Source organism: Microbacterium paludicola, from assembly GCF_039529675.1.
In the GTDB taxonomy this organism is placed as follows: domain Bacteria; phylum Actinomycetota; class Actinomycetes; order Actinomycetales; family Microbacteriaceae; genus Microbacterium; species Microbacterium paludicola.
The window spans coordinates 121,979-141,149 of the sequence record NZ_BAAANG010000002.1; the positions used below are offsets into that span (position 1 = coordinate 121,979).

Consider the following 19,171-nt stretch of genomic DNA (forward strand, 5'->3'; position numbering starts at 1 on the left):
CGCCGTCAGCTGCGGCGAGCGCGGATGAGCTCGCCGCCGACCGAGACCACCTCGGCGACCGGATGGAACGCGACCGGCTCGCCGACGGCGACGCGCGCCCGCGTGTCGACCGAGAGGAGCTCTCCCGCGAGGGTGCTGAGCAGCAGGCCCGTGGCGTCCGAGCACATCACGAGCGCGTCGATCCATGCGCTCGGCCATGCCGAGGCGACGGCGCGCTGCACGGGCAGCACATCCTGGGTCGTCTTGTCGCTCATGCCCTCCACGGTAGAAACCGCCCCCTGCCCCTGTCACGCCGCCCGTCACACGCCGCAACACAGCCCGCTCGGCGCGGACCAGGCGTCCCTGCAGCGAACAGGCATCCCTGCCGCGAGCAGGCATGGGCGCGCATGCCTGATGGCGGCGCGGATGCCTGCTCGGCGCGGATGCGCGGTGGCGGCCCGGCGGCGCCGGGCGGCGCGGTGGCTCGTCCACAGCGGCGGTGTGCGCGCGGGCTTCGCCAGGACCGGGGTCGAGCCGAGCTGCGAGCAGAGTCGCCCGGCGATCATCGACGGCATGGCCGAGGAGATCGTCGTCAGAACCCTTGCTGAGCTCGAGGCACGCGGCATGAGCCAGCGGGAGGTGCTCGCAGCCGCCAAGCGCAAGGAACTCCGACGGCTGCACCCCGGGGTCTATGCCCGCGAATCCGAGTGGAAGGCCCAGTTCACGGAAGGGCGGCAACGCGCAAACGCGCGAGCGGCCGCGCGCGCCTTCCGAGCACCGCGGGTGTACTCACTGTTCACCGCCGCGGCTCTCCAGGACCTGCCGCTGTTCAGAGTCAGGGGCGAAGACGAACGCGTCCACACGATCACCTCTGTCGCCGCACCGGATACCGGCTCCGTGATCCGCCATGAAGTGCCGCTCCCCGACTCCGACGTCGTCGAGCGCGACGGCCTTCTGATGACGAGTCTCGAGCGGACCGTCTTCGACCTGATCCGGGTGCTGCCGACGGAAGCGGGCATCGCTCTGGCCGATGCCGCTCTGCGTCAGCGCGAAGACGAGGTCGTCGGCGGGGCGGAGCGTCTCCGGGCGACCCTTCTCGAGCGCATCGCACGCTCTCCCGGTGCACGCGGCATCCGACGGGCGCGCACGGTGATGGCGTTCGCGGATCACCGCGCCGACTCCCCCGGTGAGAGCGCGGGACGCTGGTTCCTTCACGTCCTCGGATTCCGGGACGTCCGGATCCAGGTGCCGTTTCCCGGCCCGAACGGCGCGGACTATCGGCTGGATTTCAAGTTCCGTCACGGCATCGGCGAGCTCGACGGGGCGGCGAAGTACACCGACCCACGATTCCTCAACGGTCGCACCCCCGAGCAGGCACTGATCGACGAGAAACGGCGCGAGGACTGGATCCGGGGGCGCACGCAGGAGCCGTTCGTGCGCTGGATGGACAAGGACATGCCCGACGCCGACACCCTCGGCCGGCACCTGGCGCGCTTCGGCATCATCCCGCCCGGGTGAGCCCGCTCACCGTCGCCGACCAGGCATCCCTGCCGCGAGCAGGCATGGACGCGCATGCCTGCTGGGGGCGCGGATGCCTGCTCGCGGGCGTGGCGCGGACGGTAGCGTGGGCGCATGGCGCTGCGCAGGGTCGTGATCACCGCTCACGCGGGGCTGCACGCGCGGCCCGCCGCGGAGCTGGCCCGGCTCGCGCAGGGGCGGGAGGGCGGCATCCGGATCCGCACGGCGGGCGCGACGGTGGATGCGACGAGCGTGCTCGCGGTGATGGACCTCGCGCTGGAGCGTGGCGCGGAGGTCGTGCTCGAGACGGACGGTCCCGAGGCGGAGGCCACGCTGGACATCGCGGCCGGCCTGCTCGATCCGCGCGGGGTGTGACGACCACGCTCGACTCGTCCGGAGCAGTGCCCAAGGTCTCCGGCTTCGGCGCGCCCTAGGATCAGCCGTCGATCACGGCGGCGAGCTCGTCAAGGAACGACGACAGGTCGACGCCGCGGCGGACGAGGCGCTGCGCGCTCTCGGGCTCGCCGAACACCTCGACGAGCTGCTCGAACACCGTCTGGAAGGCCGGGCGGTCGCTCTCGCTGAAGGCGACGAGGGCGACGACGTGCACCCGCGCATCGCCCCATGCGATCGGCTGCTCGCTGATCCCGATGGCGATGGCGGTGCGCGCGGCGGTCATCTTCAGCGCGTGCGGCACGGCCAGCGTCTCGGTGAACGCCGTCGACGACAGCCGCTCGCGCTCGATCGTGCTGTCGACGTAGTCGTCGCCGATCACTCCCTGCGCGACGAGCAGCGCTCCGAGATCCCGGATGACGCCCTCCTCGCCGCGGGACGCATCCACTCCCCGCAGGAACGCGCCGGGCGCGAAGTAGCGGGCGAGCTCCGCGCGCAGCCGGCCGAGGCGGCGGGCCCGGCGCACGCGCCCCGCCGCGGCGGTCACGCGCTCCACGTCGGCGTCGGTCAGGAAGGGCTGGATCCGCACGATGCGCTCCGAGGGGAGTCCCGTGACGTGGACGGGCGGCTCGATCGTGGTGAGCACGAGGTCGGAGTCGATCGCCGACCAGTCGGGGTCGACGCGGGTCTCGACGCCCGTCACCTCGATCGAGCGGCCGAGCGAGCGGTCGACGCTCGAGCGCAGCAGCTCGTGGAGCTCGTAGTAGCCGGGGCACACGATCGTCGCCGTGAGCATCGTCTCGGCGCGGCGGCTGCGCTCGAGGCGGCCTCCCACGTGCATCGCGATGTAGGCGATCTCGTCGTCGTGGATGGGAACGCCGAGCGTGACCGACAGCTCGCCGGCGATCGAGACGGCGACGTCGAAGATCATCGGATACGCCGACTTCAGCGTGCGGGTGAGCGGGTTCCGCGACCACGCCTGCTCGCGTGCCCGGTGCACGAGGTTCTGCACATGCAGCGCGAGACGCTCGACGAAGTCGTCGTGCGCGATGTCGACGAGGTACGACTCGGCCGCCCGCTCGACCGCCGTGCGCACGACGGCCGCGATGCGCGGATCCGGCGCGACGGCCGGCTCCTCGCGCGAACCGGGCACGACGACGCGCGTGAGCAGCAGCGCCGCGAGGTGGAGGCGGTCGCCCTGGCCGAGCTCGACCCCGAAGTGCCGACTGGTGAGCTCTCCGACGATGTCGGCGAGGCGGGCGCGGGCGGGCTCCGGGTCGCCGTGCACCGCGTCGAGCGCCCGGCCCTGCGCGACGCGGTCGGCGGCGATCGCGACATGCAGCACGACATCCGCGGCGGCGAACTCGTTGACGAAGTACCCGAGCTCGCCGAGCCGCGCGACGAGGTCGGTCTTGAACGCTCCGAGCGCCTCAGACGGGATCGCCATCGCGTCCGCCGCGCGCCGGAGGGCCTCGAGGTCGAACGCCCCTTCGTCCATCTCGTCGTGGGCGAGCCGGCTGACGAACCGCCGCTGCGCGAGCTCCGAGCCGACGAGCCGGATGCGCGAGCCCGCGCGCACCAGCGTCAGCCCCGCGCCGTCGCCGAGCAGCGACCGCACGCGTCCGAGGTCGGCCTCGAGCGTGGCGGAGCTGACGTGCATCCTGTCCGCCGTCTCGTGCACGTCGATCCCGTCGCCGGCGTCGAGCAGCGCGCGGACGACGCCGTGAAGGCGCTCGCGGGGCGTTCCCGGATCCGTCTCGGCGCCGGCCCGCAGCACGGCCGCGGCCGCGCCCGTGGCCCGGTATCCGGCCGGCCCCGACTCGATCGCCTCGGCGCCCGGCACGCGCGCGTTGACCGCGGTGACGTAGCTGCGGACGCTGCGCGGGGTCACTCCCAGCTGATCGGCGAGCGTCGCGGCCGTCACCCAGTCGCCGCGGCGGATCAGGATGCCGAGCACCCGGTCCTGCCGCCGCCTCGTCATATCCGCAAGTCAATCACGCGCGCGCACGCGGGATCTTCCGCGGGGGCGGAAACAATCCTCGTTGCGCCGCTCCCAGCCGAAGATCAGGATCGATTCCGAAGGGATGTGTGGGAATCGATGAGGATCCTCGTTGTGTGCGGTGCGGGCGCGTCCAGTACGTTCGTCGCGCTGCGGCTTCGTCGTGCCGCCGCATCGGCCGGCATCGACCTCACGGCCATCGCCGGCGCCGCCCCCTCCCTCGCGACCGACCTCGACACGGCGGATGTCGTGATGGTCGGCCCGCATCTCGAGCGCTCGCTCGACGAGATCCGCGCCCTCGCGAGACCGCGAGGAGTGCGCGTCGTGCTGCTGCCCGACGACATCTTCACCGACGGTGACGGCAGCCGAGCGCTCGCGCTCGCGGTCGCCGCCCCCTCCGACGTGGACTCCGCGGCCGCGGAGCCCGCCTGACGAAAGGATCACCATGGCCACTCGCACCCTTCAGCTGGGCTCGTCTCACGGACTCCACGCGCGCCCCGCGAAGCTGTTCGCGCAGGCAGCGAAGGAGGCCGGCATCCCGGTCACGATCGCGAAGGGCGACGGAAAGCCGGTCAACGCCGCCAGCATCCTCGGTGTCATCGCGCTCGGCGTCGAGCAGGGGGACGAGGTCACGCTGACGGCGGAGGGCGAGGGCGCGGAGGGCGTGCTCGACACGCTCGAGCAGCTGCTTGTCACCGACCACGACGCGCAGTGATCCCGATGCGACGCACCCACGAGCGGAACGAGACCAAGTGAGCGACACCATCAGCGGCGTCGGCATCGGCCTGGGCGTGGCCCAGGGGCCGATCGCGCGGATGCCTGAGCGCACGCCGGCGCCGAAGGACACGCGCAGCGAGCGTTCTCCCGAGGAGGAGGCCGCGCGCGTGCGCGAGGCCGTCGGCGCGGTCGCGGCCGAGCTGACGCGCCGCGCCGAGGCCGCGGGCGGTGCCGCCCACGACGTGCTCGAGGCGCAGGCGATGATGGCGGAGGACCCGTCGCTCGAGGAGGCAGTGCAGGCCCGCCTCGACGAGGGCAAGACCGCCGAGTGGGCGGTGCACGACGCGTTCGCCGAGTTCCGCGCGACGCTCGAGGCCGTGGGCGGCTACCTCGGGGAGCGCGCCGCGGACCTCGACGACGTCGCCGCGCGCGTGATCGCGCACCTGCGCGGCGAGCCGGCGCCGGGCGTCCCCTCGCCGGGGCACCCGTTTGTGCTGCTGGCTCCGGATCTCGCACCAGCCGACACGGCGCTGCTGGATCTCGACCCCGAGTCCCCCAACCGCGTCCTCGCGCTCGTCACCACCGACGGCGGCCCGACCTCGCACACCGCGATCCTCGCCCGCGAGAAGGGGATCGTCGCGGTCGTCGGCGCATCCGGCGCGACCGGCCTCGCCGAGGGCGACGTCGTGATCGTGGATGCCGCCGCGGGCGCGGTCGTCGCCTCTCCCACCGACGAGCAGCTCGCCGAGGCTCAGCGCCGCTCCGACGAGCGCGCGGCGGCCGTCGCCGCTCCGGTCACGCCGGGCGCCCTCGCCGATGGCACGCCCGTGCCGCTGCTGGCCAACCTCGGCTCCCCGAAGGGCGCGGACGAGGCACTCGAGCTGGGCGCGGAGGGTGTCGGCCTGTTCCGCACCGAGTTCCTGTTCCTGAGCTCGAAGGAGGCCCCGACGGTCGAGGCGCAGCAGGCGGAGTACACGAAGCTGCTCGCCGCCTTCGCGGGCAAGAAGGTCGTCGTGCGCGTGCTCGACGCCGGCGCCGACAAGCCCCTGCCGTTCCTCAACGACGCCGAGGAGGAGAACCCCGCCCTCGGGCTTCGCGGTCTCCGCGCCCTGCGGGCGAACGAGCAGATCCTGCGCGACCAGCTCACGGCTCTCGCTCGGGCCGACGCCGACAGCGACGCCGACCTCTGGGTCATGGCGCCGATGATCGCCACGGTCGAGGAGACCCGGTACTTCACCGACCTCGCCCGCGAGCTCGGCCTGAAGACCGCCGGCGTGATGGTCGAGGTCCCGGCGGTGGCACTGCTCGCCGAGCGCGTGCTGAACCACGCCGACTTCGCGTCGATCGGCACGAACGACCTGACGCAGTACACGATGGCGGCGGATCGCCTGCTCGGCTCGGTCGCGACGCTGCAGGATCCGTGGCATCCGGCCGTCCTGAAGCTCATCGCCGAGGTCGGCGAGGCGGGCAGGGCGCACGGCAAGCCGGTCGGCATCTGCGGCGAGGCCGCCGCGGATCCGCTGCTCGCCGTCGTGCTCGTCGGTCTCGGCGCGACCACGCTGTCGATGGCGCCCGCGGCCCTCGCCGACGTGCGCTTCTCGCTCGGCCGCTACACGATCGAGGACGCCCGGCGCATCGCGCAGGCGGCCCTCGACGCGGACGACGCGCCCGCGGCCCGTGCCGCGGCGCAGGCCGCGGCCGCCTCCTGACATCTCTCCCACCCGAAATCACAGCAGAACACAGCAGAAAGACGAGTCATCATGACTGACACCCAGGTCGCGGCGAAGGCGCCCGGCGGCATCCGCGTGGGCGTGCAGAAGGTCGGCACGTTCCTCTCGGGCATGATCATGCCCAACATCCCCGCGCTCATCGCGTGGGGCATCTTCACGGCGTTCTTCATCGCCGTGGGCTGGACGCCGAATCCGGCGCTCGAGTCGATCGTCGGCCCGATGATCCATTACCTGCTGCCGATCCTGATCGCCTACCAGGGCGGTCGGATGGTCTACGAGACGCGCGGTGCCGTGGTCGGCGCCGTCGCCACGTTCGGCGCCATCGCCGGCTCCGACTGGCTGATCGCCCTCCTCAACGAGGATCTCGTCGCGGCCGGAGAGAAGGAGATCGGCCAGATCCACATGTTCATCGGCGCCATGATCATGGGTCCGCTCGCGGCCTGGGTCATGAAGAAGCTCGACGCCCTATGGGAAGGCAAGATCAAGGCCGGCTTCGAGATGCTCGTGAACATGTTCTCGGCGGGAATCTTCGGATTCATCGCCGCAGTGTTCGCGTTCTATGTGCTCGCGCCGATCGTGAACTGGATCATGGACCTCCTCGGTGGCGCCGTGGGATGGCTTGTCGACAACGGCCTGCTGCCGCTGACCAGCATCCTGATCGAGCCCGCCAAGGTCTTCTTCCTCAACAACGCCATCAACCACGGCGTCCTGACGCCGCTCGGCACCGCCGAGTCGGCCGAGGCGGGCAAGTCGATCCTGTTCCTGCTGGAGGCGAACCCCGGCCCCGGCCTGGGCATCCTCCTCGCCTTCACCCTGTTCGGGGTGGGCGCCGCGCGCGCCTCGGCGCCCGGCGCGGCGATCATCCAGTTCTTCGGCGGCATCCACGAGGTCTACTTCCCGTACGTCCTGATGAAGCCTGCTCTGCTCCTCGCGGTCATCGCCGGTGGTGCGACCGGTGTCGGCACGAACGCGATCTTCCAGTCGGGCCTCGTCGCCCCCGCCGCGCCGGGATCGATCATCGCGGTGCTCGCGCAGACCGCGCGTGACAGCTACGTCGGCGTGATCCTCTCCGTCGTCCTGTCGGCGCTGGTGTCGTTCCTCATCGCCGCCGTCATCCTGCGCGCGAGCCGCACGCGCGACCTCGCCGCCGAGGCGGCAGGTTCCGACGGGTTCGCCACGGCCGTCGCTCGGACGCAGGCGAACAAGGGCAAGTCGTCGGCCACGCTGAGCGGCCTCGCTGGTGCGGGTGCCGCGGGCGGCACCGCCACCCTCACCGCCCCGGCGCACACCATCGAGCGCGTCGTGTTCGCGTGCGACGCCGGCATGGGCTCGTCCGCGATGGGCGCCAGCGTGCTGCGCAACAAGTTCAAGGCCGCCGGCATCGAGGGAGTGAACGTCACGAACAAGGCGATCGCCGCGCTCGACGGATCCGCGGACCTCGTCGTCACCCAGCAGCAGCTGACCGACCGCGCCCGCCAGCGCGAGCAGTCGGCGGTGCACGTCTCGGTGGACAACTTCATGAACTCGCCGAAGTACGACGAGATCGTGCAGATGCTGCTCGTGCAGCAGTCGGCCGACGAGACCAAGGCCGAGCACGGCGAGCCGACGGATGAGGGCGCCGGCTTCGTCGCCACGCCGACCCCGGCGACCGACGCTCCGGCCACGCGTGCCGAGGCGCGCGCCGCCGCGGCGGCCGTCGACTCCGGCGCCGCGGCGTCGGAGGGCGTGCTCACGCAGGGAAGCGTCCGGATCCACGCCGGCTCGGTCTCGCGTGACGAGGCGATCCGCGAGGCGGCCGACATCCTCGAGTCCGCCGGCGCCGTCACGGGCAAGTACTACGACGCGATGCTCACCCGTGAGCAGACGGTCTCGACGTTCATGGGCAACGAGCTCGCGATCCCGCACGGCACGAACGACGCCAAGGACGCGGTGCTCGCCTCGGCCCTGACCGTCGTCCGCTACGACGGCGGCGTCGACTGGGACGGCGACAGGGTCACGTTCGTCGTCGGCATCGCCGGCCGCGGTGACGAGCACCTCGGCCTCCTGCAGAACGTCGCACTGCTCTTCTCGGACGAGGAGCAGGTCGAGCAGCTCAAGCGGGCCGAGACGCCCGAGGAGCTGTACACGCTGCTCAAGACGGTGAACGAGGGCTGATCCATGGCGAAAGCGGTCCACTTCGGAGCGGGCAACATCGGACGCGGTTTCGTGGGGCTCCTGCTCCACGAGGGCGGGTACGAGGTGGTGTTCTCGGACGTCGCGACGGCGCTCGTCGACGCGATCAACGCGGCAGACGAGTACACCGTGCACGAGGTCGGTGAGGGGGGCCGCGATCGTGTGGTGACCGGCTTCCGCGCGATCGACAGCGCGGCCGATCCGGATGCGGTGGCGGCGGAGGTGGCGACGGCGGACGTCGTCACCACTGCCGTCGGCCCGACGGTGCTGCGCTTCATCGCGCCGCACATCGTCGCAGGTCTCGCGCGGCGGGACCCGGATGCCGCTCCCCTGCAGGTGATGGCGTGCGAGAACGCGATCGGCGCGACCGACACGCTGCGCCAGCAGATGCAGGACTCGGCGGGCGAGGGCTGGGATGCCCTCGCCGGCCGGGCCGTGTTCGCCAACACGGCGGTGGATCGGATCGTTCCCGGCCAGCCCGAGGGACACGGCATCGACGTGACCGTCGAGCCGTTCTTCGAGTGGGCCATCGAGCGGCCGCCGTTCGGCGACACCCCGCCGTCGATCCCCGGTGCCCACTTCGTGGACGACCTCGCGCCGTACATCGAGCGCAAGCTCTTCACGGTGAACACGGGTCACGCGACGGCGGCCTACCTCGGTGCGCGCGCGGGCCTCGAGAAGATCTCCGACGCACTCGCCGACACGGCCGTGGCCGACGGCGTCGCGGCGGCGCTCGAGGAGACCTCGGCGCTGCTGGCCGCGAAGCACGGGTTCGACCCGGCGGATCTCGCGCAGTACCGGGCGACGATCCTCGGCCGCTTCCGCAACCCGGCCCTTCCCGACACCGTGTGGCGCGTCGGGCGCCAGCCGCTGCGCAAGCTGTCGCGCCACGAGCGCTTCGTCGGCCCGGCGGCGGAGGCCGTCGAGCGCGCCCTGCCGGTGGACGGCCTCCTCGCCGCGGTCGACGCCCTCCTCGCGTTCGACGATCCCGAGGACGAGCAGTCGGTCGACCTGCAGCGCCTGCTGCGCGAGCTCGACGCCGCGGCCTTCACGGCGCAGGTGACGGGCCTCGAGCCCGAGCACCCCCTGTTCGCCCGGATCGCGCAGGTCGTGGAGCGCGCGCAGGCGGCGTAGGCCCCGAACACAGCAGAGGATCCCGCCGGGTCCGTGGCGCATGCCCCGGATCCGGCGGGATCCTCTGTTTCTGGGGCCGCCGGCGGTCCGGGCCATTCGATAATCGAACGCCGCGGCATAGGATCGAGCACGTGGCCACGCCGACCGAGACATCCGCCGGATCCGCCGCCTCCCACTCGGGCGCGCAGGCCGGATCGCAGACGCTGAGCCGCGGCATCCGCCTGCTGGAGGTGCTCGCGGCGGCCGACCGCGCGATGTCGATCGACGAGCTCGCGGCCTCCCTCGGGGTGCACCGCTCGGTCGCCTACCGGCTGCTGCGCACGCTCGAGGACCACGGGCTCGTCTCGCGTGGTGGCTCTGGCCTCGTCTCGCTGGGCGCGGGCCTCGCGGCGCTCGCGGCGAGCGTCTCGCGCGACCTGCAGCAGGCAGCGCTTCCCGAGCTCGCCGAGGCGGCCGACGATCTCGGCATGACCTGCCTGCTCGTGCTGCTGGAGTCGGATGAGGGGATCACGGTCGTGAGCACTCCCCCGCGCCGGACGGTCGCCGTGTCGTACCAGCCAGGCCACCGGCATTCGATCACGCGCGGCGCACCCGGCAAGGCCCTGCTGATGGAGCTTCCCGACACCGCGTGGCCCCGTGATGCGTCGCCCGAGCTGCGCGAGGAGATCGCGATCAGCCGGGAGCGCGGGTACGCGACGAGCCACGACGAGGTCGTCGCGTCGCTCTGGTCCGTCGCCGTGCCGCTTGTGCTGCCGGGTCAGCCGCTCGCCGCCGTCGCGGCGATCCACGTCTCACTCACCCGCCCCGAGCCCGAACTGGCCGAGCGGCTGCACGCCGCCGCCGCCGGCATCGCCCGCGCCTTCGGGGCGTAGGGCCTGCGTCAGGCACGCCTTCCGACGCGCGCCTCAGACGGCAGCCCGCTGCGGCGCGAACACCCCCGAGAAGAACGCGGCGAGCTCGTCGATCGCGTCGAGCGGCAGCACCTGCGCCACGTAGTGGTCGGGCCGCACGACGACGATCACCCCGTCGCGGCTGATCTCGCGCGCCTCGAAGATGTCGTCGGCGGGATCCGCCGCGTACACCTTCTCGTAGTCGACGATCTGGAAGGGACCGACCTTCGGCAGGAAGAGCCTCGGCACGTCGTTCGTCTCGACCCGCGTATGGTCCTGCTGGTACACGACCTTGACGTCGAACCACGCGTCGACGTCGGCACCCTCCGGCGTGAAGGCGACGACCGGGGAGTCCGGCGACGACGCGAGCCACTCGGCGAGATCCGTCGTGCGCGAGGCCTCGCCCGGCGCCGCCGCGTCCGCGAACACGTAGATCCGCCAGCGGCCGTCCGCCCGGTGGTGGTGGCCGAGGTGCTGCGGGTTCGCGTCGCATACCCGCACGACCGGGTGCGACTTGAAGCGCTTGCCGACCGGGAACCCCGCCGCGAGCTGCGGATGCGCATCCGTCCCCATGATCATCGACGGCCCGTACTGCGTCATAAATCCCGCCGGGAACTCGATGGTCTTCATGTAGAAGTCCTCGAGCGCCGACGGATCCTCCATCTCCTCGGGCTTCGCGGCCATGAGCGTCGACCACTGCTTGTCGAACTCGATCAGATTCACTGCCACCTGCTGGCGCTCGGCCGAGTAGGTGTCGAGCAGCGCCTCGGGTGCCCGCCCCTCGAGCACGTGCGCAAGCTTCCAGGCGATGTTCCAGCCGTCCTGCATCGACACGTTCATCCCCTGGCCGGCCTTCGCGCTGTGCGTGTGGCACGCGTCGCCGGCGATGAACACGCGGGGCGTGCGCGCCCCGTCCTCACCGGACGGCACGTCGTCGAACTTGTCGGTGACGCGGTGGCCGACCTCGTAGACACTGCGCCACGCGACGTTCTTCACGGTGAGCGTGTAGGGGTGAAGGATGCGGTTCGCCCGCGCCTCGACCTCCTCCTGCGTGGTCTGGCGCACGCGGCCGTTGTCGTCGGGCGGCACCTCGCCGAGGTCGACGTACATCCGGAACAGGTGGTTTCCCTCGCGGGGGATGTGCAGGATGCTGCCGCCGTCGTGCGACTGGATGGCGCACTTGGTGCGGATGTCGGGGAAGTCGGTCTCGGCGAGCACATCCATGACGCCCCACGCGTGGAAGGCCTGGTCGCCGACGAGCCTGCGGCCGATCGCCTCGCGCACCCGACTGCGCGCCCCGTCGGCGCCGATCGCGTACCTGGCGCGGACGGCGCGCTCCTCGCCCTCCGCCACGCCGGCCGACGCGCCCGCGCCCTCGGCGCGGCGCAGCGTGGCGACCACGGGGTGGTCGCCCTCGTCCTCGACCCGCAGCGTCACGAACTCCCAGCCCCAGTCGGGCTCGAGGCGTCCGGGGGCGTTTCGCGCGTACTCGGCGAAGTAGTCGAGCACACGCGCCTGGTTCACGATCAGGTGCGGGAACTCGCTCATCCCGTGCGGATCATCCGGGGTGCGGGCCGAGCGGACGATGTTCTGCGGGTTCTCCGGGTCGGGCTTCCAGAAGCACATCTCGGTGATGCGGTACGCCTCGTCGGTGATCCGGTTCGCGAAGCCGAACGCCTGGAACGTCTCGACGCTGCGCGCCTGGATGCCGTCGGCCTGTCCCACCGCGAGCCGCCCGGGACGCCGATCGATCAGGCGCGTGGAGATGCCGGGGAACTGCGCGAGCTGCGCCGCGGCGATCATGCCCGCGGGCCCCGCGCCGACGATCAGGACGTCCATCTCGTCGGGAAGCTCCGGCGAGCGGTCGAGCCCGATGCCCTCGGCCGGCTGCACGCGCGGGTCGCCGGACACGTAGCCGTGGTGGTGGAACTGCACGCGATCTCCCTCGATCCTCGCCCTGCGCCCGCGTCGTCGCGGGTAACGCCCGTGATCGCATATCGAACACACTGTTCGCTTATCGATCACGGAAAGTCTACGAATGCCTAAGGACGACCGCAACCGATTAGGATCGTGCCCGTCCGGCCGACGATGTTGAGGCCGGTGCTCGAAAAAGGGGCACGAAGCACTGCCGATGACGGCGGCGAGACACATACGGAGTATCTGACCCGGGTGCCGCACGAGCGGCGCCTGCCGGCTCGTCCACCCCGTCTCGAAAGGCATCCGATGCCGTCTGTCTCCGCGCATGTCGCCGCCGCCCTCTCCCGCCACATCGACCAGGTGTTCGGCCTGATGGGCAACGGCAACGCCTACTTCCTCGACGCGCTGCTGCGCGACACCGGCACCACCTACACCGCCGTGCGGCATGAGGCCGGCGCCGTCGTCGCCGCCGACGCGCACTTCCGCGTCTCCGGCCGGATCGCCGCGGCGAGCACCACCTATGGCGCCGGGTTCACCAACACGCTCACGGCGCTGGCGGAGTCGGCCCAGGCGCGCATCCCGCTGGTGCTCGTCGTCGGCGACCAGCCGACCGCGGGGCCGCGCCCCTGGGACGTGGATCAGATCGCGCTCGCCTCGGCCGTGGGAGTGCGCACCTATACGGTCGGCCGCCTCGACGCGGCGGCCACCACGGTCATCGCGATCGAGCACGCGCTCGCCAACCGCACTCCCGTCGTGCTCGCGCTTCCCTACGACACCCCGACGCTCGAGGCGGGTCCCGTCCCGGACCTGCCCGAGCCGCGCCTGCCCCAGCCGATCGCCCCGACCCCCGACGGCCGGGCGGCGATCCGCCGCGCGGCGCTCGCCCTCGCCGGCGCCGAGCGGCCCGTGCTCCTCGCCGGGCGCGGCGCCTGGCTCGCCGGGGCCGGCGAGGCGCTCGGGCGCCTCGCGGATGCGGCGGGGGCCGTGACGGCGACCACAGCGCTCGGACGGGGAGTGTTCCCGGATGACGCCCACGACCTCGGCGTCACCGGCGGCTTCGGCGCCCCCGCGGCGATGGAGCTCATCCGCAGCGCCGACGTCGTCGTCGCGATCGGCGCGAGCCTCAGCCCCTTCACGATGCGCTTCGGCGAGCTGCTCGCCCCCGAGGCGCGACTCATCCAGGTCGACATCGCCCCGACCGCGACGCACCCTCGCGTGGGCGAGTACGTCCGCGGCGACGCGCGGGTCGTGACCGAACTGCTCGCGGACGAGGTCGCGGCCGCGCACGCGACGGCGACGTGGCGCGACGGTCTCGACGTGGCGGCCCTGCGCCGCCAGGTCGTCGAGGGCGAGTTCGCCCCCGACGGCCGCCTCGATCCGCGTGCCGCCGCGGCCCGCATCGGCGAGCTGCTGCCCGAGAACCGGGTGGTGGTGAGCGACGGCGGGCACTTCATCGCCTGGGCGAACATGTTCTGGCCGGTGGCATCGCCGGGCCGGATGATCATGATCGGCACGGCGTTCCAGTCGATCGGGCTCGGCTGGCCGAGCGTCGCTGGCGCGGCCCAGGCGGACCCGGACGCCGCGATCGTCCTGACCACGGGCGACGGCGGCGGGCTGATGGCGCTCGCCGACCTCGAGACCGCCGTGCGCAGCGCGGCCGGTCGCGGCCTCGCCGTTGTCTGGAACGACGCCGCCTACGGCGCCGAGGTGAACCTCTACGGTCTCAAGGGCCTTCACGAGGGGCCCATGCGGATCCCTCAGGTCGACTTCGCCGCGCTCGGTCGCGCCGCGGGCGCCGAGGGCGTCGTCGTCGAGCGCCTCGCCGACCTCGACCGGCTCGCCGCGTGGGCGGCCGAGCCCGTCGCGACGCGCCCGTTCCTCGTCCTCGACCTCCGCATCTCGGGATCGGTCATCGCCCCGTACCAGCACGAGGTCATCCGCTTCAACAGCTGACCCGCGCACGAGAATGCCGCCCCGGCAGAGCAGCCGGGGCGGCCTTCACGTGGAGCACTGCGCGAGCGCGGAGGCGCCCCCGCCGTCACTTCCAGATGTAGATGCGCTTCTCCTGGTTCGCCTCGTTCGCCGGCGAGAGGTCGATCCCCTTGCGGTCACGCAGCAGCAGCGTGCCGAGCATCGACACCGCGACGGTGCCGAGCAGGTACCAGGTGATGCCCGTGGTGGAGCCCGTCGACCCGAGGATCGCCGTGGCGATCGTGGGGGCGAACGCGCCGCCGAAGATCGAGCCGATCGCGTAGGCGATCGAGACGCCCGAGAAGCGCACGGAGGCGGGGAACAGCTCCGAGTACCAGGACGACTGCGCGCCGTAGGTCAGACCGAGGCCCAGGCCGAGCAGCACGACGCCCGCGGTCAGTCCGCCGATCGTGCCGGTGTTGACCAGCGGGAACAGCGCGACAACGGTGACGGCGAGCACGATCCAGCCCCCGATGTACACCGTGCGCCGGCCGAAGCGGTCGGACAGGATGCCCGCGGCGAGGGTCGTCACGAGCCAGGCGACGGCGGAGGCGACGATCGCCCACTGCACGGCGGCGGGGTTCAGCGCGAGCGGACCGTCGGGGTTGCTCGCGTAGTTCTGGATGAAGCCGCCGGTGGTCATGTAGCCGACGGCGTTGTTGCCGACGAACACGAAGGCCGCGAGCAGCACGAGCGGCGCGTACCGGGCGAAGAGGCGCACGACCGGGATCTTCGCCTGCTCGCGACGCTCGGCGATCTCCTCGAACACCGGGCTCTCCTCGACCCGACGGCGCACCCAGTAGCCGACGAAGATCAGCACGAAGCTCAGCAGGAACGGCACGCGCCAGCCCCAGGCGAGGAAGCTCTCCTGGTCGGGGGTGATGAGGCGCATGACGCCGACCACGGCGCTGGCGAGCAGCAGGCCGATCGGCACGCCGATCTGCGGCATGGCGCCGTACAGACCGCGGCGGTTCTTCGGCGCGTGCTCGACGGCCATAAGCACCGCGCCACCCCACTCGCCGCCGGCGGACAGGCCCTGCAGGATGCGGAGGAACACGAGCAGGATCGGGGCGGCGACGCCGATGGCGGCGTACGTCGGAAGCAGGCCGACGAGCATCGTCGCGCCACCCATCAGGATGAGCGTCGCGACCAGCATCGGGCGGCGACCGATCTTGTCGCCGAAGTGGCCCGCGAGGAACGCGCCGAGCGGGCGGAACAGGAAGCTCACGCCGATCGTGATCGTCGACCAGATCGGGGCGAGAGACTCGCCTGCCGGCTGGAAGAACAGCACCGCGAAGACCGAGCTTGCGGCGAACGCGTAGGTGAAGAAGTCGTACCACTCGACGGTGGTGCCGACGACGGTGGCGACGACCACGCGACGACGGTCGACGGGGCTGGCGATGGTGCCGGTGGGGGTGAGCGTGCCGGGGGCTGCGTCTCGGGATGACATCTGACCTCCCTTGGTCAAAGGCATGCGGCGCATCGTCGCGCCGGTTCGAGGGAAGAACTCCGCGAACGGGCTGTTCGCATATGGAACACCCTGTTCGCATACGGAATCGGGCGATCCGGATGCGACGCTACACCACGCGCGACCGCGGAACCAGCACAAAGCGACCGATCGGTCAGTATTGTTGCCGGAAGTCCGCCGAGACCGGTTCCTGATCTCCCCGCGAGCGCCGTGCGAGCGAACCCCGTGCGAGCGCAGCGAGCGTGCCCCGGATGGGGCCCGCAGCGCGAAGCGCTGCCGGCGATGGAGCGAAGCGACAGCGCCCTCGCTCGCGAGTGTCCGGCGCGCCAGCGCCGGCGCGAGCGTGCAAGCCGCGAAGAATCAGAAGCCCTCGCCGATGAGCTCGATGAGCTCCTCGCGCTCCTCGATCGGCAGGAAGGCCGCTGCCGCGGCGTTCAGCTGGAAGGTCTCGAGGTCGTCGAGGCCGTAGCCGAAGGCGGCGACGAGCTGGGCGAGCTCGCGCGTCAGCGAGGTGCGGCTCATCAGACGGTTGTCGGTGTTGACCGTCACGGCGAAGCCGAGCTGGTACAGCAGGTCGAACGGGTGGTCGTCGAGCTGCTTGCCCCACGCCGCGATGGCGCCGGTCTGCAGGTTCGACGACGGCGACAGCTCGAGCGGGATCTCGCGGTCGCGCACCCAGCGTGCGAGGTCGCCGAAGCGCACGCGCACCTCCTCGCCCTCGCGGGCGACGACATCCAGGTCCTCGGCGATGCGGACGCCGTGGCCGAGCCGCAGCGCGCGGCCGTCGAGCAGCGCGGAGCGGATCGAGTCGAGGCCCGCGCCCTCCCCCGCGTGGATGGTCGTCGGCAGGAACGCCCCGCTGACGATGTCGATCGCCTCGCGATGACCGGAGGCGGGGAAACCCTCCTCGGGGCCGGCGAGGTCGAAGCCGACGACGCCCTCATCGCGGAAGTCCACGGCGAGGCGCGCGATGTCCGCCGACCGGCCGTTGTGGCGCAGCGCGGAAAGCAGCTGCCCCACCCGGATGCTGCGGCCGGCGTCATCCGCGGCGTCCTCGCCCTCCTCGATGCCCTCCTGGACGGCCTCGACGGCCTCCTCGAGGGTCAGCCCGCCCTGCAGGTGCTGCTCGGGCGCCCAGCGCACCTCGCCGTAGATCACGCCGTCCTCCGCGAGATCCTCGACGAACTCGCGCGCCACGCGCGTGAGGCCCTCGCGGGTCTGCATGACGGCGGTCGTGACGGCGAACGTCTCGAGGTACTTCTCGAGCGAGCCGGCCTCGCTCTGCCGCCCGAACCAGGCGGCGAGCCGCGTCGGGTCGGTCTCGGGCAGATCGATTCCCGCCTCGTCGGCGAGCTCGACGATCGTGTCGGGCCGCAGGCCGCCGTCGAGGTGGTCGTGCAGCGACACCTTCGGCAGGCTGCGGATCGACACGCCCTCCACGCGGGCGTCTCCGAACGGATCGATCATTGTGCGCTCCTCGCGGTCGGTGTCCGCCCCGGCGAGCCGGCGGCGAGTCGAGAGCCCCCTCGGGGACCGTCGGTGTTCAGGATGTGGCCGCGATGCGCTCGCGCACAAGCGGAGTGCCCTCGGGCGCGGCGTCGCCGAGCTCCCACGCGCCGTCGAGCGCGTCGAGGGCGCGGGTGAAGCGGCTGTCGTCCGGCCCGCCCAGGGTGAACAGCGGCTGGCCCGCGGCGACGCGGTCGCCGGGCTTGGCGTGGAGGTCGATCCCCGCCGAGTGGAGCACCGGGTCCTCGGCGCGGGCGCGGCCGGCGCCGAGGCGCCACGCGGCGACGCCGAAGCCGTAGGCGTCGAGGCGGGTGACGTACCCGTCGCGCGGCGCCACCACCGTGTGCGTCTCGTTCGGCACGGGAAGCGCGGCATCCGGATCGCCGTCCTGCGCCTGGATCATCCGGCGCCACGCGTCCATCGCGCGGCCGTCGCGCAGCGCGGCCTCGACATCGGCGTCCGGCTGTCCCGCGAGGGCGAGCATCTCGCGCGCGAGCGCCACGGTCAGCTCGACCACGTCGGCGGGGCCGCCGCCGGCGAGCACCTCGACCGACTCGCGCACCTCGTTGGCGTTGCCGATCGCGAGGCCGAGCGGGGTGTCCATGTCGGTCAGCAGCGCGGTGGTGCGCACGCCCGAGTCGGTGCCGAGCTCCACCATCGTGCGGGCGAGCTCGCGCGCCCGGTCGAAGTCCTTCATAAATGCGCCGGATCCGAACTTCACGTCGAGCACGAGCGCATCGGTGCCCTCGGCGATCTTCTTCGACATGATGCTCGACGCGATCAGCGGGATCGCCTCGACCGTGCCGGTCACGTCGCGCAGCGCGTACAGGCGCTTGTCGGCGGGCGCGAGGCCCGAGCCGGCGGCGCAGATCACGGCTCCGATGTCGCGCAGCTGCGCGGTCATCTCGTCGTTCGTGAGCGCCGCGCGCCACCCGGGGATCGACTCGAGCTTGTCGAGCGTGCCGCCCGTGTGGCCGAGGCCGCGGCCCGACAGCTGCGGCACCGCGACGCCGAACGCCGCCACCAGCGGGGCAAGCGGCAGGGTGATCTTGTCGCCGACACCGCCGGTTGAGTGCTTGTCGACCGTCGGCTTGCCCAGCCCGGCGAAGCTCATCCGCTCCCCCGACGCGATCATCGCGTCGGTCATCACGCGGATCTCGTCGCGGTCCATGCCGTTGAGCAGCACGGCCATCGCGAACGCGGCCATCTGCGAGTCGGCCACGTAGCCGCGCGTGAACGCGTCGATCATCCAGCGCAGGGCCTCCTCGTCGACTCGGCCGCCGTCGCGCTTCGCACGGATGACATCGACCGCGTCGAAGGGCTCGACCGCCGCCGTCCCGGTGAGGGTGTCGCTCATCGTCCTGCCTCCTCGAGGTCGCGGGGCCCGAAGGCGTCCGGCAGCACCTCGTCGATCGTGCGGATGCCCGAGACGGTCTCGAGCAGCATGCCCGGGACCGCGTGCTCGAACAGCAGCTGGCGGCACCGGCCGCAGGGCATGATCGTCGCGCCCGTGCCGTCAACGCAGACGAAGGCGACGAGCTGGCCGCCGCCGCTGCGGTGGAGCTCGGACACGAGCCCGCACTCTGCGCACAGCGTCACGCCGTACGCGGCGTTCTCCACGTTGCAGCCGGAGACGATCCGGCCATCCGACGCGATCGCGGCGGCGCCGACCTTGTAGCGCGAATAGGGGGCGTAGGCGTGGTGCATGGCCTCGGTGGCGACGGCGCGGAGCTCGTCCCAGTCGATGTCGCCCGACCACGCGGTGGCGTCTGTCATC

At 72.1% G+C, this 19,171-nt stretch carries 16 protein-coding genes; 9 read left to right on the forward strand and 7 right to left on the reverse strand.

From position 1 onward, the window contains the following. Positions 1-5: 5 nt before the first annotated feature. Positions 6-254, reverse strand: coding sequence for a hypothetical protein (locus tag ABD161_RS02305; protein ID WP_135115554.1), 249 nt, complete (start codon positions 252-254; stop codon positions 6-8). Here ABD161_RS02305 and ABD161_RS02310 point away from each other — a divergent pair. Both ABD161_RS02310 and ABD161_RS02315 read left to right on the forward strand, forming a co-directional pair. Then, complete coding sequence (locus ABD161_RS02310; RefSeq protein WP_343999339.1) at positions 244-1,497, forward strand: type IV toxin-antitoxin system AbiEi family antitoxin domain-containing protein; 1,254 nt, start codon at positions 244-246, stop codon at positions 1,495-1,497. The genes ABD161_RS02305 and ABD161_RS02310 overlap by 11 nt on opposite strands. A gap of 114 nt (positions 1,498-1,611) precedes the next feature. Further along, positions 1,612-1,872 (forward strand): HPr family phosphocarrier protein, encoded by a 261-nt coding sequence (locus ABD161_RS02315; RefSeq protein WP_343999340.1) that lies wholly within the window; start codon positions 1,612-1,614, stop codon positions 1,870-1,872. Between the two features lie 61 nt (positions 1,873-1,933). Here ABD161_RS02315 and ABD161_RS02320 read toward each other — a convergent pair whose 3' ends face one another. Beyond that, positions 1,934-3,871 (reverse strand): BglG family transcription antiterminator, encoded by a 1,938-nt coding sequence (locus ABD161_RS02320; protein ID WP_343999341.1) that lies wholly within the window; start codon positions 3,869-3,871, stop codon positions 1,934-1,936. 117 nt (positions 3,872-3,988) lie between these two features. Between ABD161_RS02320 and ABD161_RS02325 the strand changes: the two genes are divergently transcribed. The 6 genes from ABD161_RS02325 (at position 3,989) to ABD161_RS02350 (ending at position 10,514) form a co-directional block, all read left to right on the forward strand. Beyond that, positions 3,989-4,321 carry a PTS sugar transporter subunit IIB gene (locus ABD161_RS02325; RefSeq protein WP_135114205.1) on the forward strand — a complete coding sequence of 111 codons (333 nt, stop codon included), beginning with the start codon at positions 3,989-3,991 and terminating at the stop codon, positions 4,319-4,321. Between the two features lie 13 nt (positions 4,322-4,334). Then, positions 4,335-4,604 (forward strand): HPr family phosphocarrier protein, encoded by a 270-nt coding sequence (locus tag ABD161_RS02330; protein ID WP_343999342.1) that lies wholly within the window; start codon positions 4,335-4,337, stop codon positions 4,602-4,604. 100 nt (positions 4,605-4,704) lie between these two features. Beyond that, complete coding sequence (gene ptsP, locus ABD161_RS02335; protein WP_425560759.1) at positions 4,705-6,315, forward strand: phosphoenolpyruvate--protein phosphotransferase; 1,611 nt, start codon at positions 4,705-4,707, stop codon at positions 6,313-6,315. A 51-nt stretch (positions 6,316-6,366) separates the two neighbouring features. Next, positions 6,367-8,490: a PTS mannitol transporter subunit IICBA gene (locus ABD161_RS02340; protein ID WP_343999345.1), complete on the forward strand. Its 2,124-nt coding sequence runs from the start codon at positions 6,367-6,369 to the stop codon at positions 8,488-8,490. Between the two features lie 3 nt (positions 8,491-8,493). Next, positions 8,494-9,642 carry a mannitol-1-phosphate 5-dehydrogenase gene (locus tag ABD161_RS02345; protein WP_343999346.1) on the forward strand — a complete coding sequence of 383 codons (1,149 nt, stop codon included), beginning with the start codon at positions 8,494-8,496 and terminating at the stop codon, positions 9,640-9,642. Between the two features lie 131 nt (positions 9,643-9,773). Next, positions 9,774-10,514 (forward strand): IclR family transcriptional regulator, encoded by a 741-nt coding sequence (locus ABD161_RS02350; RefSeq protein WP_343999347.1) that lies wholly within the window; start codon positions 9,774-9,776, stop codon positions 10,512-10,514. A gap of 33 nt (positions 10,515-10,547) precedes the next feature. Here the strand turns inward: ABD161_RS02350 and ABD161_RS02355 are convergent, their stop codons facing one another. Next, complete coding sequence (locus ABD161_RS02355) at positions 10,548-12,467, reverse strand: FAD-binding monooxygenase (RefSeq protein WP_343999348.1); 1,920 nt, start codon at positions 12,465-12,467, stop codon at positions 10,548-10,550. 288 nt (positions 12,468-12,755) lie between these two features. On the opposite strand from ABD161_RS02355, the gene ABD161_RS02360 reads away from it, so the two are divergent. Then, positions 12,756-14,402, forward strand: a complete 1,647-nt coding sequence (locus ABD161_RS02360; protein WP_343999349.1) for a thiamine pyrophosphate-binding protein — start codon at positions 12,756-12,758, stop codon at positions 14,400-14,402. 85 nt (positions 14,403-14,487) lie between these two features. Here the strand turns inward: ABD161_RS02360 and ABD161_RS02365 are convergent, their stop codons facing one another. The 4 genes from ABD161_RS02365 to ABD161_RS02380 form a co-directional block, all read right to left on the reverse strand. After that, positions 14,488-15,870 carry an MFS transporter gene (locus ABD161_RS02365; protein WP_343999350.1) on the reverse strand — a complete coding sequence of 461 codons (1,383 nt, stop codon included), beginning with the start codon at positions 15,868-15,870 and terminating at the stop codon, positions 14,488-14,490. A 378-nt stretch (positions 15,871-16,248) separates the two neighbouring features. After that, positions 16,249-17,355 carry an adenosine deaminase gene (locus ABD161_RS02370; protein WP_343999351.1) on the reverse strand — a complete coding sequence of 369 codons (1,107 nt, stop codon included), beginning with the start codon at positions 17,353-17,355 and terminating at the stop codon, positions 16,249-16,251. Positions 17,356-17,431: 76 nt separating this feature from the next. Beyond that, positions 17,432-18,751: a thymidine phosphorylase gene (locus tag ABD161_RS02375; RefSeq protein WP_343999353.1), complete on the reverse strand. Its 1,320-nt coding sequence runs from the start codon at positions 18,749-18,751 to the stop codon at positions 17,432-17,434. After that, positions 18,748-19,170 (reverse strand): cytidine deaminase, encoded by a 423-nt coding sequence (locus ABD161_RS02380; RefSeq protein ID WP_135114194.1) that lies wholly within the window; start codon positions 19,168-19,170, stop codon positions 18,748-18,750. The genes ABD161_RS02375 and ABD161_RS02380 overlap by 4 nt, the downstream gene beginning before the upstream one ends. Position 19,171 lies beyond the last annotated feature (1 nt).

Coding starts and splice junctions, on each gene's coding strand:
- ABD161_RS02340 (WP_343999345.1), top strand. CDS start 6,367: ATGACTGACACCCAGGTCGCGGCGAAGGCGCCCGGCGGCATCCGCGTG.
- ABD161_RS02315 (WP_343999340.1), top strand. CDS start 1,612: ATGGCGCTGCGCAGGGTCGTGATCACCGCTCACGCGGGGCTGCACGCG.
- ABD161_RS02305 (WP_135115554.1), bottom strand. CDS start 254: ATGAGCGACAAGACGACCCAGGATGTGCTGCCCGTGCAGCGCGCCGTC.
- ABD161_RS02325 (WP_135114205.1), top strand. CDS start 3,989: ATGAGGATCCTCGTTGTGTGCGGTGCGGGCGCGTCCAGTACGTTCGTC.
- ptsP (WP_425560759.1), top strand. CDS start 4,705: ATGCCTGAGCGCACGCCGGCGCCGAAGGACACGCGCAGCGAGCGTTCT.
- ABD161_RS02375 (WP_343999353.1), bottom strand. CDS start 18,751: ATGAGCGACACCCTCACCGGGACGGCGGCGGTCGAGCCCTTCGACGCG.
- ABD161_RS02330 (WP_343999342.1), top strand. CDS start 4,335: ATGGCCACTCGCACCCTTCAGCTGGGCTCGTCTCACGGACTCCACGCG.
- ABD161_RS02380 (WP_135114194.1), bottom strand. CDS start 19,170: ATGACAGACGCCACCGCGTGGTCGGGCGACATCGACTGGGACGAGCTC.
- ABD161_RS02365 (WP_343999350.1), bottom strand. CDS start 15,870: ATGTCATCCCGAGACGCAGCCCCCGGCACGCTCACCCCCACCGGCACC.
- ABD161_RS02370 (WP_343999351.1), bottom strand. CDS start 17,355: ATGATCGATCCGTTCGGAGACGCCCGCGTGGAGGGCGTGTCGATCCGC.
- ABD161_RS02320 (WP_343999341.1), bottom strand. CDS start 3,871: ATGACGAGGCGGCGGCAGGACCGGGTGCTCGGCATCCTGATCCGCCGC.
- ABD161_RS02345 (WP_343999346.1), top strand. CDS start 8,494: ATGGCGAAAGCGGTCCACTTCGGAGCGGGCAACATCGGACGCGGTTTC.
- ABD161_RS02360 (WP_343999349.1), top strand. CDS start 12,756: ATGCCGTCTGTCTCCGCGCATGTCGCCGCCGCCCTCTCCCGCCACATC.